This window comes from Vibrio sp. T3Y01 (assembly GCF_013114525.1).
Lineage (GTDB): Bacteria > Pseudomonadota > Gammaproteobacteria > Enterobacterales > Vibrionaceae > Vibrio > Vibrio chagasii_B.
Window position 1 is genome coordinate 69,753 of sequence record NZ_VTXJ01000020.1, and the last position, 13,773, is coordinate 83,525.

A 13,773-nucleotide genomic window follows, 5' to 3' on the forward strand; every position below is an offset into this window, starting at 1 on the left:
TGACTCCTACGAGTCAGCCATTTGTTTTTCTAAGACAGCTTTTGACAACATACTGGCTTATATAAGAAAGAGTAAGGCATTCAAAATACCTATTTTTTACTCTTATTTTTCCTTATATAAATCCTCAACATTAGACAGGAGTAAGCAAGTGAGAATTTGGCTTGTTGCATTAACTTCTTTGATTTTTCTTGCGGGCTGTGAGCAGTCAAGAGAGCAAGTGCATTTGAGTGGCCCAACGATGGGCACGAGTTACAATATTAAATACATCAATGGTGATGAATTTCCTGAGTCTAATGAAGTTCATACAGAGATCGATCGCCTGCTTGAAGAAGTAAACGACCAGATGTCGACTTACCGTAAAGATTCCGAATTAAGCCGTTTCAACCAGCATAAAGGTGCAGATGCGTTCGAAGTATCTGAGCAAACAGCGACGGTTGTGAAAGAAGCGATTCGTTTGAACGGTCTTACTGAAGGAGCACTGGATGTAACGGTTGGTCCATTAGTTAACTTATGGGGCTTTGGTCCTGAAGCCCGTCCTGAAGTTGTGCCATCAGATGAAGAGCTGGCGGCTCGCAAGGCTAAGATTGGTATCCATCACCTTAGCGTTGAAGGCAACATGTTGAAGAAAGACCTACCTAACCTGTATGTCGATCTATCCACGATTGCAAAAGGTTGGGGCGTTGACGTCGTCGCTGACTACCTTGATTCTATTGGTATTCACAACTACATGGTTGAAGTCGGTGGCGAAATTCGTCTGAAAGGTTTAAACCGTGAGAACGTGGGCTGGCGTATCGCGATTGAGAAACCAAGCGTTGACGAGCGTAATATCCAAGAGATCATCGAGCCGGGTGATATGGCTATCGCAACCTCTGGTGATTACCGTAACTATTTTGAACGTGATGGTGTTCGTTACTCACACATCATCAACCCTGAAACAGGAAAGCCTCTTCACCATAAAGTGGTTTCTGTAACTGTTTTAAACCCGTCTTCAATGACTGCAGACGGCTTATCTACAGGCCTTATGGTCTTAGGTGAAGAGAAAGGAATGGAAGTCGCAAACCAACATAACATCCCTGTGTTCATGGTGGTAAAAACAGCAGATGGCTTTAAAGAAGTTGCTTCTGAAGCATTTAAGCCATACTTAGGTAAATAAGGTAAGCGAGATAATTATGAATACATTTCTGATTACATTTGGTGTTTTTCTAGCTGTGATTACAGCAATGTCTATTGGCTACATCATTCAAAAGAAAGTAGTTAAAGGTAGCTGTGGTGGCTTAGGTGCAGTTGGTATTGATAAAGTATGTAACTGCCCAGAACCTTGTGATGCGCGTAAAAAGCGTGAAGCCCGTGAAGCTTACCGCGAAGAGAAACTGGCCGAGCGTCAGCAAAAAGAAGCTGCTTGGAATAAAGATCGTATTGCTTAATCAGCGATATTGATTGGGAGCGAATTAAGCTTTCCAAGAACAGAAGCCCAAGGTATGTGCCTTGGGCTTTTTTTGTTTTTCGCTAATTGGATTCATGCTTAGAAAGGTTCAGCTACTCGTTAACTAACTGAAGATTATTGCGAGCGCACACTAGCTGGTTTCGACCTTGTTCTTTAGCGGTATAAAGCAGTTCGTCGGCGGCTTTAATCTGTTCATCTAAAGAGCCCACTTGATCGGTTACCCCAATGCTCATGGTCACTTTAATGATTTGTGAATCATGCTCCACTTGGTGACTTTCAATTGCGTCTCTCATGGATTCCAACGCTTCCACAAACTGTTCAAATGGGCCGCATGATTGAATGCAAAACTCTTCTCCGCCAAACCTAACGGGCAAGTCGTCTTTAAAGTGTTGTTTGATAATTTTTCCAACTTCAATCAACACCGCATCACCACCATCGTGACCATAGGTGTCGTTCACTTTTTTAAAGAAGTCGATATCCATCATTGCAATATTGCGTTCTTCACAACCCTTGCACGTCTGGTTAAATAGATAACGACGGTTCCACAGGCCAGTAAGTGCATCCTCGTTTGCATGGCGAAACAGTTCGCTCGTCGCTTCTTTCATATCGAGGAGTTGATGAATTCGGCAGAAGAATTCTTCTTGATTAAAGGGCTTATAGAGGAAGTCATTGGCGCCAGCTTTAAGGAAACGAGCGGTCATGGTGCGGTCATCACTGCCTGATAAGCCAAGGATAGCGAGTTGGTTACGGTCGTGGTGCACTCGAATGTCACGAGTCATCGAAATACCGTCTTTATTTGGCATATCGTGGTCAGTGACCACAACGGTGATATCAGGATCGTTGTGCAGCAGTGCGAGCGCTTGCTCTCCATCTTCTGCCTGAACGGTTTGAATATATTGGTGTTCAAGAAGTTGAACGACATATCGGCGAACCACAGCAGAATCATCAACAACCAGAGCTTTATGGTGTCGATTATTCGAGATTCGTTTTACAAGCGGTAGCAAGTAACTGACCGATGACATGCTGTCTTTGAGGATGTAATCCAACACACCTTTAGCCAGAACTTGTTCTCGTAGGGTGTTGTTGAACATGCCGGTAAGCACGATGATTTTTTGTTGATAGCCGAGCACTAAATCAATGATCTCACCATCTTGGCCGTCAGGTAGGCAGTAGTCGAGCACGGCGCACAAGAAATCCGTCTCTTGCTCTAAGATAGCTTTGGCTTCAGCCACAGATTCTGCGAGCGCAACTTCATAACCATCGTTTTTAAATTGCTGGTAAAGGTAGTTTCTGAATGCGCGACTGTCCTCTACTACTAGTATTTTTTCACTCAAAAGCTATCCCTACTTATAGACTAAATACTCCTAACAATACTATCAGAAGAGTAGGTGGCGATTGAAGCTAAACCTGTTGAGCTGGACTCCAGATCATTTTAAAACCAACAATTATCCATTATACTGTTCATAGATACAGTTGTAAGGTTGAGTTACTGGTTGATGTGTAGTGCGGACCAAGAGAAAGTGAGAAAAATAATCCATGTCGATATGGACTGTTTTTACGCGGCTGTAGAAATGCGAGATAACCCGGCCTACCGTAACCGACCGTTAGCCGTCGGCGGGCATGAAAAGCAGCGTGGTGTGCTCAGCACATGCAATTACGAAGCGCGTAAGTTTGGTGTTCGTTCGGCCATGCCGACAGCTAAAGCGCTACAACTCTGCCCTAACTTGTTAGTGGTGCCGGGAAGAATGTCGGTTTATGTCGAGATATCTAAAAAGATCCGTGAGATTTTCTCTCGGTATACTGCCGTGATAGAGCCGTTGTCGTTGGATGAAGCATTTCTTGATGTGACGGACTCAAAGCAGTGTCATGGCTCTGCAACACTTATCGCTGAATCTATTCGTCGTGATATCTGGAATGAACTCAATCTAACAGCGTCTGCCGGTATTGCTCCGATAAAGTTCTTGGCGAAAGTGGCTTCGGATATGAATAAGCCTAACGGGCAATTCGTTATCCCTCCACAAGACGTGCAAGCGGTGATCGATGAACTACCACTTGAAAAGATCCCTGGCGTCGGCAAGGTGAGTATTGAAAAGCTTCACCAAGCGGGCTTTTTCACCTGCAAGGATATAAAAGAGTCTGACTATCGCGATCTACTACTTAAATTTGGTCGTCAGGGCGCCTCACTGTGGAAGCGCAGTCATGGTATCGATGAGCGAGAAGTCATTGTCGAGCGTGAGCGAAAGTCTGTTGGGGTTGAAAGAACCTTTACCCAAAACATATCGACTTACGCTGAGTGTTGGCAGGTTATAGAAGACAAACTGTTTCCTGAACTTGAAACTCGATTGGAAAAGGCTAGCCCAAGTAAAGCGATCATCAAGCAGGGTATCAAACTCAAATTCGCTGATTTCCAGCAAACCACTATTGAGCACATTCATGCTTCTCTAGATCGCGAGCACTTCAAAGAGCTGTTAAGTGAAATACTCAAAAGGCAGCAAGGGCGAGAGATACGCTTACTGGGTTTGAGTGTGATGTTGCAGCCTAAAGACCAAATGCGTCAGCTGAGCTTTTTCTAAAGACAGAGGTTGGCGAGTGCTTTTCATTAAGACCGACTAAGCTTCACAGCCTAGTCGGTTTTTATCGTTTTGAGTTATCTTGGAAGCTGTTTTACGCGCGCTAAGGTGTCGGCGAAAGGTTGTTGCTCTAGCTTTCCGTAGCCAGCCATTTTGCTGGCTTTAAGCTTGGTTGAAAGTGGGGTGGCGATTCCACAGAGAAAGCGAGTGATGGCTTCATCGGTAATCAGTTGTTGGCTTGCAGAAATAAACTCATGAATCCATGTCATGACTGTCTCATCATCGACCGATTCAACATCAACGCTTGGTAAGGTTGCTACTTGACCGCGGCATACAGAGCAGTGACCGCAGGCTTTTGGCGCTTCATTGTCTGCAAAGTAGCTTGCTAGGCGAGAGCTTAGGCAGGTGTCAGCCTCAAAGAAGCTCAGCATTTGATTGAGACGATTTATCTCGCTGTTCTCTTTTGCTTTAAACAACTCTGTAAGCCGCTCAGATAACTGCATCATCTCTTCAGAAGTATTGTGGATCGCGTAAACGTCGGTGATCTGTTTACTTTCCAACTCAATCCAGCCTTGCTCATTAAAGTAATCGATAGCGGCAATCACGCGTTGACGATCAGCTTGGAAGTGAGTCCAAAGTGCTTCGAAGTCGACTTGGCACCAGACTCTCGCTTGTGGTGAGCATTGAAAAATCGCTTCAACAAAGTTACGACGTTCGCCTTGGAATTGCTCGCAGATCTGCTGCTTAGGGCGAATGAACTTAAATTTGTAATCCGCAAAGTAGCTGTATTTAGGTTCAATGACGCCTTCAATCTCAAGGTAAACCAGTAACGTTTTGAGTGGCAACTGGCGAATGTTAGATTCACGCGAAAGCTGGTTAAGCATGATTTCCCATTGATTTGCGCCAGACGGCCCAATATTTTGGTTTTCGTAGATCTCTCTCAATACTGCTTGGATGGATATGTTGTCCGGCGTATCGCCAAACACGAAGTTCTCAAGCGTGCTCAAGCCGTGTTTGTTAGCCAGTAAAATACACTCAGAAGCTTGTCCATCACGGCCAGCTCTTCCTATCTCTTGGGAGTAGTTCTCTATCGATTTTGGTAAGTCAAAATGAATCACTCGGCGGATATTTGATTTGTCCACGCCCATGCCAAATGCAATCGTCGCCACAATACAGTGTACGTCATCATTCATGAATTGCTGTTGAATAGCATCTCTGTTTTCTGGTTTAAGACCGGCGTGATACGCCACAGCATTAACCCCGGCATTACGGAGTTGTTGAGCAACCATCTCTGCCGTTTGCTGCAGAGTAACATAGACAATGGTGGGTGCTTGCGCCGCTTGGTTGACCACATTACACAAGCTTTCTAACTTGTTAGCTTGTTCGCATGGCTGAATAGATAGGTCGAGGTTTTTACGGTAGAAGCCTGTCACCACAACACGATCTTCATCGATATCGAACTTAGACTTCATATCTTGAATAACGGATGTTGTGGCTGTCGCTGTGAGCAGCAGTACCTGAGGAATGTTAAGCTGCTTTTGATATTGAGGCAGCTTGAGGTAGTCTGGTCTGAAGTTGTGGCCCCATTCAGAAATACAGTGTGCTTCATCGACCACAAGTAACGAGATAGGCACTTGGGAAATAAACTGGCGAAAGCGTTCGTTCTTCAGTCGTTCGACTGAGATCATCAGGATCTTTGTGTCTCCGTTGCGTACGGATTGCATCACTTGCTGGGTGGTTTGTCTGTCTTGGCTCGATTCGATTGCAGCCGCGCTGATGCCTTTGCTGTGTAGGAAAGCGAGTTGATCTTTCATCAAGGCGAGCAGTGGCGATATCACTAAGGTTAAATGGGGCAACTCTAGAGCGGGTAGCTGATAACAGAGTGATTTTCCGGAACCTGTCGGGAATATCGCCGCTGTCGAGTGACCAGATAGAACATTATCAATGACTTGCTTCTGTCCGTTTCTCAGTGAATCGAATCCGAATACTTGTTTTAGCTTCTGCTCAATCATTTGTGTTCTACCTGAATTAATAAGTGTTGTCTTGATGCTAAAGCGAGCGCTGATTGACGATAGCGTCGCTTGAGGTATCAAATCTCTTGCACCTGATTGTACCTAATTCTATTCTGTAGCTCCTATAGAAAAGCACCCCAATAGTATGAATAAGTCTGAGCTCCGCCAAATAATCTTAGAGCAACTTGAATCTCGATTACGTATCGCGCAGTCCGCTACACAGCGTGCCATTGATGCTGCGACTGATGAAGAGACAGTTCCTGAACACAAGTACGACACGTTGGCGTTGGAAGCCTCGTACCTTGCTCACGGACAAGCGGTGAGAGTGCAAGAGTGCGAAGAGGATATTCAGTGTTACCGAAACCTAGTTTTACGTGACAGTGAGAAGGTAACAGTGAGTAGCTACGTTGTGGTGATTGACGAGCACGATCAATATAAGCATTTTTTCATGGGGCCAAGAGTCGGTGGGCTGTCTGTTACCTGGAACGGTAATGAGGTCTCTATAGTGACTTCGAATGCGCCGTTTGGTCGGGCTCTTATGGGGAAAGAAGTCGGCGACGAGATTGAGTTTAGCGTCGCTGATAAACCGTTTTGTTATGAAGTGGTTTCTATTGATTGAGCTCTGAGTGAATTGATATAAAACCTTGCCCTGACAAAGAAGCATAAACTCGGGGTATAGTAATCTGGCAGATTGATGAGAGGATGTTATGAAAAGCAATGTATTTATGAAAAACAGTGTATTAATTGCATCGTTAACAGCGGCGATCTCTGTTGTGAGCCTGCCAACGTTTGCAGCTCAATGTCGAGTTGATCTAAAGAATGAGTTGCGAATCGATGACCAAAAAGTCGAAATTCATCAGGTAAATGGTGATACCGCCGTGTTCGATGATAATAATAACCTCTATATTCATGGCGAGAAAGTTGAGCTTGATGCTGACCAACAAGCAGCGATTGAAAAATATCGCGAGAGTATGAGTGAGTACATACCGCGAGCTAAGCAGATGGCGAGCGAAAGTCTCGCATTAGCCAATGATGTGATTGACGATATTGCTGTCAGCTTGGACTCCCCAGAGTCGTTTGATAACGTAAAAGAGTCGATGAAAACGTTTTTCGCAGACCTAGAAGCCCGTTACTACAAAGATGGCGAGCTGGTTTTGCCTGCAGACAGCTTTGAGTCGATGGCCAATGGTTGGTCTGAAGACTTCGAAAAAGCTAAAGAGATCTTTAACCAAGAGTTTATCTCTAGTGCTTTTAATGCCATGTCAGAAAAGATGAAGCAAGAAGGTGGGCTCAACCTGACGGAATTGACGGACAGCATGGCTGAACTCAAGCTGAAAGTTGAAGAGCGAATGAAGCAGCATGCTAAGCAGATGGAAGAAGAAAGCGCAGAGTTCTGTGATTCTCTTGATGAGATGGCAGAACAAGAGCAAGAACTGCATGAAATCATTCCGAACCTAAAAGATTATCAAGTATTCACGATTTAATTCGAGTCTAGTGATGAATAGCAAGAGCACCAGTTGGTGCTCTTTTTGTTTGTATTGTTCACCCAATGATAAGTATCAATTTTGCGGTCTAATTCTGTTGATAATCCTTTGGTGTCTATATTTGTGGAATTATTGAACTGGAGTTTTGTTAATTTTGTGGTTCTAAATAGCGCATTGATTGTAAAAATTAGAGAATTGTTCATTTATTGGTTGTGTCTATCATTGCTTTTCATTACTGTACTTCTCAACTAGTTCACTGATTCTTTGTGCGAGCAATATGGACCAACAATCTTCCTCTTCAAGAGAGCTGTTTAGTTCTCGTTTAGGCTTTATTTTAGCTGCGGCAGGTGCTGCTGTTGGCTTGGGTAACATTTGGGGTTTTCCAACTCAGGTAGCGAGTAATGGCGGTGGTGCCTTTCTACTTGTTTACCTAATCATGATTTTCGTGGTTGCGTTCCCTATGCTGGTGGTTGAAATGGCGATTGGTCGTCATGGTCAAGCCAACCCAGTTGATAGTATGCGTTCACTAACGGCTAATCCGCTAGGCAAAAAAATCGGTGAATTTGTTGGTTGGATTGGATTAAGTGTCCCAAGTGCCGTACTGGCGTTTTACAGCATTGTTGGTGGTTGGTTAATCTGCTTCCTAATTGGTGCTGTCGCTGATCTTATTGGTCTAGAGGCTGCTGCTGATTGGTTCAAAGGCTTCAGTGTTGAGCGTAATGTATTTGGTACTGTAGCGTTCTACGTACTGACCATTCTTATTGTTCAGGGTGGTGTTAAACAAGGTATCGAGAAATGGTCGACGCGTTTAATGCCAGCACTGTTTGTTTTGTTCGGTTTATTGTTCGTGTACATCATGACTCAAGCTGGCGCAATGGAAGGCTTGAAGCATTACCTAGTGCCTGATTTTGAAAAGGTGTGGGATAGAAAGCTGATTCTAGCGGCGATGGGACAAGGCTTCTTCTCGCTAACGATTGGTGGCTGTTCAATGTTGGTTTATGGATCTTACTTAAGTAAGAAAGAGAACCTGCCAAAAATGGCGATGAACGTGACGCTGGTTGATACCGCAGTGGCTTTTATTGCCGGTTTAGTGGTAATGCCTGCAATGTTTGTTGCGATGCAAAAAGGCGTTCAAATCTATGCAGAAGATGGCTCGCTGTTAAGCTCTGACACGCTAGTATTCACGGTTCTACCTTTGATGTTTGATAGCTTAGGTGTGCTTGGTCAGATATTCGCAATTGTTTTCTTCTTGTTGCTAACCATTGCCGCGCTGACTTCTTCTATCTCAATGCTAGAAGGTCCGGTAGCGCTAGTGAGTGAGCGCTTCAATACCAGAAGAACGTCAACAAGTTGGGTGATTGGTGGTGCAATCGCACTGTTCAGTGTGGTAATTGTTTACAACTTTGCTGCGATGTTTGGCATGGTGGCGATGATAGCGACACAGTACCTGCAACCAATTGCTGCATTGATGTTCTGCCTATTTGGTGGATGGGTGTGGAGCCGAGCGTCAAAAGTAAAAGAGCTTGAACAAGGCTGCCCTGATTTTCAGCTGGGTTGGTTTGGTAAGGTTTGGCCGATGTATGTGAAGTTCGTGTGCCCAATCTTAGTGGCAACGGTAATCTGGGCTTCTTTCGGCTAATTAGACATTATTGTTCACTTGTTTATCGTCTAGACATCTGAATTTAACAAAGCCGCTCTCATTGAGCGGCTTTGTTGTTTTTGTGTAGAACAAGTTTGCTTTACTCGATAGAAAAAAGGCGCTGAACCGTTAGTTCAGCGCCTTTTCAATCTTGGTTTAAGCAATCAAGGTTACTTGATTTCCATACCTTGTGCTTGCAAGTCTGCATGGTAAGAAGAACGTACAAACGGACCACATGCTGCGTGAGTGAAGCCTAGCTCTAGAGCAATCTCTTTCAGCTCGTCGAACTCTGAAGGTGGCACGTAGCGTTCTACTGGTAAATGGTGACGGCTTGGCGCTAGGTATTGACCAAGAGTCAGCATAGTTACGCCGTGCTCACGAAGGTCTTTCAATACTTGAATGATCTCTTCTTTAGTTTCACCAAGACCCATCATAACGCCAGATTTTGTTGGGATGTCTGGGTGCTGCTCTTTAAACTTTTTCAGTAGATCAAGAGACCATTTGTAGTTCGCACCTGGGCGCGCTTTACGGTATAGGCGTGGCGCTGTCTCAAGGTTGTGGTTGAAAACATCTGGTGGATTGTCTTTCAGTAGCTCAAGTGCAACGTCCATACGACCACGGAAGTCTGGAACCAGCGTTTCGATGCGAATATTTGGGTTGAGCTCGCGGATCTCACGGTTACAGTCTGCAAAGTGTTGAGCACCACCGTCACGCAAGTCATCACGGTCAACTGAAGTGATTACTACATACTTCAGTTTCATGTCTTGAATTGTTTTCGCCAGTTTCTTCGGCTCTTCTGCTTCAGGAGCAACAGGACGACCATGGGCAACATCACAGAACGGGCAGCGACGAGTACAGATAGCGCCAAGAATCATAAACGTTGCCGTACCGTGGTTGAAACACTCGGCTAGGTTAGGGCAAGACGCTTCTTCGCAAACTGAGTGCAGGTTGTTTTTGCGCATTGCTGATTTGATTTCTTGGATACGATGGCTGTCAGAAGGAAGTTTAATCTTCATCCATTCTGGCTTACGTAGTACTTCTTTCTGTTCAGCAGGCATATTCTTTACGGGAATTAATGCCATTTTGTCAGCGTCACGATATTTAACGCCTTTTTCCATTTGGATTGGTTTGCTCATGATTTTATGCTTCTGCTGTAATGTTACTGGTGGCTTGAATGTCTACTTGGTCATAGCCGAGCAGCTCTACGAGCTCTTGTATTAACTGTTGCTCAACGTTCTCTAATTCACTTGGTCCGCCTAGTTGGCTTACCTGTGCCATCTCCATACCTTGGTAGCCGCATGGGTTAATGCGTAGGAATGGGGACAGGTCCATATCGACGTTCAGTGCTAGCCCATGGAATGAGCAGCCACGCCGAATTCGTAATCCGAGTGAACAGATTTTCTTGCCATCGACGTAAACACCAGGAGCGTCAGGTCGGGCCGCTGAATCTATATTGTAAGCTTTCAGAGTGTTGATTACGAGGTTCTCGATATGAGTAACCAAATCGCGTACTCCGAACTTCTTGCGGCGGATGTTAATCAGAAAGTAAGCCACTAACTGACCTGGGCCGTGGTAAGTCACTTGGCCACCGCGATCGCTTTGTATCACAGGGATATCGCCAGCATTTAATACATGCTCAGCTTTGCCTGCTTGTCCTTGAGTGAAGACAGGGTTGTGTTCAACCAACCATACTTGGTCTACGTCTTCTTCTGTGCGTTCGTCTGTGAACTTATGCATGGCTTTCCATACAGGTTCGTAATCCTGACGGCCTAATTTTTTTACGATTAGCTTGTTTTGCAAAGCGGCACTCCCTCAAGGATTAATAAAGTGAACGCATTATAAACGCGAAACATGATTCTAACTACAGACGGACTGCAAGGTTTTTCAACTTTCTTCGTATTTATTGAAAATTAAGTTGAATGAATTTGACCACGATAGGATGCTTTAAACAAAAACAGCGGCAATAAGCCGCTGTTTTCCATGCGCAATCGAAGATTACAGAACCATACGAACGATTTCGATCTCGCCTAGTTCTTTGTATAGCGTTTCTACCTGCTCAATTGAAGTCGCAGTGATATTGATAGAAACAGAGTGGTAGTTACCCTTTGCACTTGGTTTTAGTGTTGGGCTGTAGTCACCAGGAGCATGACGCTGGATCACTTCTAGCACTAGTTCAGTCAGTTCTGGCTTAGCGTGGCCCATTACTTTGTAAGTGAATGAACAAGGGAACTCTAAGAGGTCTTTTAGTTTTGCATCAGAATTGATGTTCATGATTAGCTCCAAAAGGCTAGACTCTCGCAAATTGGCGGAAGTCGATAAAAAGCGTGTTCGGTCAGTAGACTCGAGTAATAAGGCGGAATATTACGTGTAAATATCACTGAACTCAAGATCAACAAAAGCCGCACATGGCGGCTTTTGTTTCGCTAAAGAGTAAATAATGAACTTACTCATTAGGTTAGCTTTCCAACAAGCTAAGGTTTCGTTTAGAGCAAAACCTTGGACTTACTTAGAATAAGCCTTTGAATAGCAGTACTAGGTAATCCCATAGGCGGCTAAATAGGCTGCCTTGCTCTACGTCTTCAAGTGCTAGTAGTGGGTATTCCGCAACATCTTCACCATCAACTTGGTAGAAAAGTTTACCAACGACATCACCTTTGCTGATTGGCGCTTCTAGCTCTTTCTCAAGTACAAAGCTTGCTTTAAGGTCTTTAGCTTGGCCACGAGGTAGAGTTACGAAAGTATCTTCGTCGACACCTAGCGCTACTGTGTCTTTGCTACCCATCCAAATTTTCTCTTCTACGAAAGTCTCACCAGCGGTGTGTGGTGCCACTGTCTCGAAGAAGCGGAAGCCGTAGCTAAGCAGCTTTTTGCTTTCTGTTTTACGAGCGTTCGCATTTTTAGTACCCATCACAACCGCAACTAGGCGCATTTTGCCTTCTGTTGCTGAGCTTACTAGGCTGTAACCTGCATTGCTTGTGTGACCTGTTTTAATGCCATCAACGTTCATGCTCTTATCCCACAACAGACCATTACGGTTGTACTGAGTGATGCCGTTGTAAGTGAATTTTTTCTGTGAGTAGATACGGTACTCATCAGGAACATCACGAATTAGCGCCTGACCAAGCAGTGCCATATCGTAAGGCGTTGAGTATAGGTTTGGGTTGTCTAGGCCGTGCACGTTAGCAAAGTGCGTGTCTTTCATGCCGATCGAGCTTGCCCATGCGTTCATTAGGTCAACGAATGCGTCTTCTGAACCTGCAATGTGCTCAGCCATTGCAACACAAGCATCGTTACCTGATTGAATGATGATACCGCGGTTCAGTTCTTCAACTTTAACCGTTGTGCCAACTTCAACGAACATTTTAGATGAGTCTGGGAAGTTTTTAGCCCAAGCATTTTCACTGATTACAACATCGTCGTTTAGGTTGATGTTACCACGCTCAAGTTCTTGACCGATTACGTAGCTCGTCATCATCTTGGTTAAACTTGCTGGAGAAAGTTGAGTATTCATCTCTTTCTCTGCTAGTACTTTGCCTGAATGGTAATCCATCAGAACAAAACCTTTAGCGGCGATTTGTGGTGCATCAGGAACAACAATTGGAGCAGCGAATGACGATGTAGCTATTGTTGCTGAAAGCGCAACAGAAGTAGCAAAAATCGTTTTAACAAGTTTATTAGATTTAATCATTTTGAATGCAATTATTTGGTGAACTATTCATATCTTACCAGAATCACTCTGTCACACCAGAGCGCTGATTACCAGAGGTTACTATCAGATTAATTAGCGAGTTAGCGAGTGCTTCTTGATATAAGCAGAAGGGTAACCCATCAGCTTAACCTGTTCTAATTTCTCTTGAGTCAGAGCATAGTCATGAAATGGCCCAAGCATTAGTCTGTATTGACCATCATTTGGCTGCAAGAAGCTTGCTACTGCTAGCTTTTCGCTGAGATCTTTGGCTAACTTCTCCGTTCTGTCTTCATGTTGCGATGTTGCGACTTGAATAATAAATTGTGGCAAAGCTGCCTTTTTCTTAGCGTCAGTTGGCATCGCCACTTTGATTACTTCAATTTCAACATTTGCAGTGCCAGTCCTTAAGACATCAAGCTTGTAAGCTGCCGCATAACTGAGGTCAATGATTCGGCCTTCATGGAATGGGCCGCGATCATTAATACGCACAATCGTTGTTTTGTTGTTGTCGGTATTAGTGACTTTGACATAGCTCGGAATAGGTAATGTTTTGTGTGCCGCCGACATCGAATACATGTCGTAAATCTCGCCGTTAGACGTCAAATGACCATGAAATTTTTTGCCATACCAAGACGCTTTGCCTTTCTCGGTGAAGCCTTCGGTTTCTTTTATGATTTTGTAATCTTCACCACGCAGAGTGTAGTCACTGTTACCACCTAGGCTGTAAGGTTCATATTGAGGATGTGCGTCCTCTAGATGCTCGACCGAGATAGGGGCATCAGGCGCGATATCTGAATCGATATCGTAGCGACCAGTTGGTTTCTGAGAAGCACAGCCATTGATTAAGATCGCTAAACCCAGAATTGAGACTATTTTTTTGATTGGCAGCTCATCAACCAAGGATGCTTTTTTTGAAAACGTTGTAATAGACATCGA

At 44.4% G+C, this 13,773-nt stretch carries 13 protein-coding genes; 6 read left to right on the top strand and 7 right to left on the bottom strand.

Annotated features, from left to right (window positions below; genetic code table 11):
• Nucleotides 1-148 precede the first annotated feature (148 nt).
• Together F0232_RS18995 and nqrM are read left to right on the top strand one after the other, a co-directional pair.
• Nucleotides 149-1,153, top strand: coding sequence for an FAD:protein FMN transferase (locus F0232_RS18995; protein WP_105059125.1), 1,005 nt, complete (start codon nt 149-151; stop codon nt 1,151-1,153).
• Between the two features lie 16 nt (nt 1,154-1,169).
• The gene (gene nqrM / locus F0232_RS19000; protein WP_004737624.1) at nt 1,170-1,424 is read left to right on the top strand and encodes a (Na+)-NQR maturation NqrM; all 255 of its coding nucleotides are present in this window, start codon (nt 1,170-1,172) and stop codon (nt 1,422-1,424) included.
• 112 nt (nt 1,425-1,536) lie between these two features.
• Here the strand turns inward: nqrM and F0232_RS19005 are convergent, their stop codons facing one another.
• Complete coding sequence (locus F0232_RS19005) at nt 1,537-2,778, bottom strand: diguanylate cyclase (protein ID WP_105059126.1); 1,242 nt, start codon at nt 2,776-2,778, stop codon at nt 1,537-1,539.
• A 162-nt stretch (nt 2,779-2,940) separates the two neighbouring features.
• Here F0232_RS19005 and dinB point away from each other — a divergent pair, with 162 nt between their 5' ends.
• A complete protein-coding gene (gene dinB / locus F0232_RS19010; protein WP_061033228.1) occupies nt 2,941-4,017 on the top strand; it encodes a DNA polymerase IV in 1,077 nt (358 codons plus the stop codon).
• Between the two features lie 74 nt (nt 4,018-4,091).
• On the opposite strand, the gene F0232_RS19015 is transcribed toward dinB, so the two are convergent.
• Nucleotides 4,092-6,026, bottom strand: a complete 1,935-nt coding sequence (locus tag F0232_RS19015; RefSeq protein ID WP_105059127.1) for an ATP-dependent DNA helicase RecQ — start codon at nt 6,024-6,026, stop codon at nt 4,092-4,094.
• Nucleotides 6,027-6,171: 145 nt separating this feature from the next.
• On the opposite strand from F0232_RS19015, the gene F0232_RS19020 reads away from it, so the two are divergent.
• The 3 genes from F0232_RS19020 to F0232_RS19030 all read left to right on the top strand — a co-directional run bounded on the left by F0232_RS19020 (nt 6,172) and on the right by F0232_RS19030 (nt 9,149).
• Complete coding sequence (locus F0232_RS19020) at nt 6,172-6,645, top strand: GreA/GreB family elongation factor (protein ID WP_061033226.1); 474 nt, start codon at nt 6,172-6,174, stop codon at nt 6,643-6,645.
• Nucleotides 6,646-6,733: 88 nt separating this feature from the next.
• Nucleotides 6,734-7,510 carry a YggN family protein gene (locus F0232_RS19025; protein WP_102425976.1) on the top strand — a complete coding sequence of 259 codons (777 nt, stop codon included), beginning with the start codon at nt 6,734-6,736 and terminating at the stop codon, nt 7,508-7,510.
• A gap of 277 nt (nt 7,511-7,787) precedes the next feature.
• Entirely contained in the window at nt 7,788-9,149 is a 1,362-nt protein-coding gene (locus F0232_RS19030) for a sodium-dependent transporter (RefSeq protein ID WP_105059128.1), read from the top strand.
• A gap of 170 nt (nt 9,150-9,319) precedes the next feature.
• Here the strand turns inward: F0232_RS19030 and lipA are convergent, their stop codons facing one another.
• The 5 genes from lipA to F0232_RS19055 all read right to left on the bottom strand — a co-directional run bounded on the left by lipA (nt 9,320) and on the right by F0232_RS19055 (nt 13,770).
• Nucleotides 9,320-10,285 carry a lipoyl synthase gene (gene lipA / locus F0232_RS19035; RefSeq protein WP_017068511.1) on the bottom strand — a complete coding sequence of 322 codons (966 nt, stop codon included), beginning with the start codon at nt 10,283-10,285 and terminating at the stop codon, nt 9,320-9,322.
• A gap of 4 nt (nt 10,286-10,289) precedes the next feature.
• A complete protein-coding gene (gene lipB, locus F0232_RS19040; RefSeq protein WP_004737632.1) occupies nt 10,290-10,949 on the bottom strand; it encodes a lipoyl(octanoyl) transferase LipB in 660 nt (219 codons plus the stop codon).
• Between the two features lie 195 nt (nt 10,950-11,144).
• Nucleotides 11,145-11,423: a DUF493 family protein YbeD gene (ybeD, locus tag F0232_RS19045; protein ID WP_026084358.1), complete on the bottom strand. Its 279-nt coding sequence runs from the start codon at nt 11,421-11,423 to the stop codon at nt 11,145-11,147.
• A gap of 232 nt (nt 11,424-11,655) precedes the next feature.
• Nucleotides 11,656-12,837 (bottom strand): serine hydrolase, encoded by a 1,182-nt coding sequence (locus F0232_RS19050; protein ID WP_081090352.1) that lies wholly within the window; start codon nt 12,835-12,837, stop codon nt 11,656-11,658.
• Between the two features lie 93 nt (nt 12,838-12,930).
• Entirely contained in the window at nt 12,931-13,770 is an 840-nt protein-coding gene (locus tag F0232_RS19055) for a septal ring lytic transglycosylase RlpA family protein (protein WP_061033223.1), read from the bottom strand.
• Between the last annotated feature and the right edge of the window lie 3 nt (nt 13,771-13,773).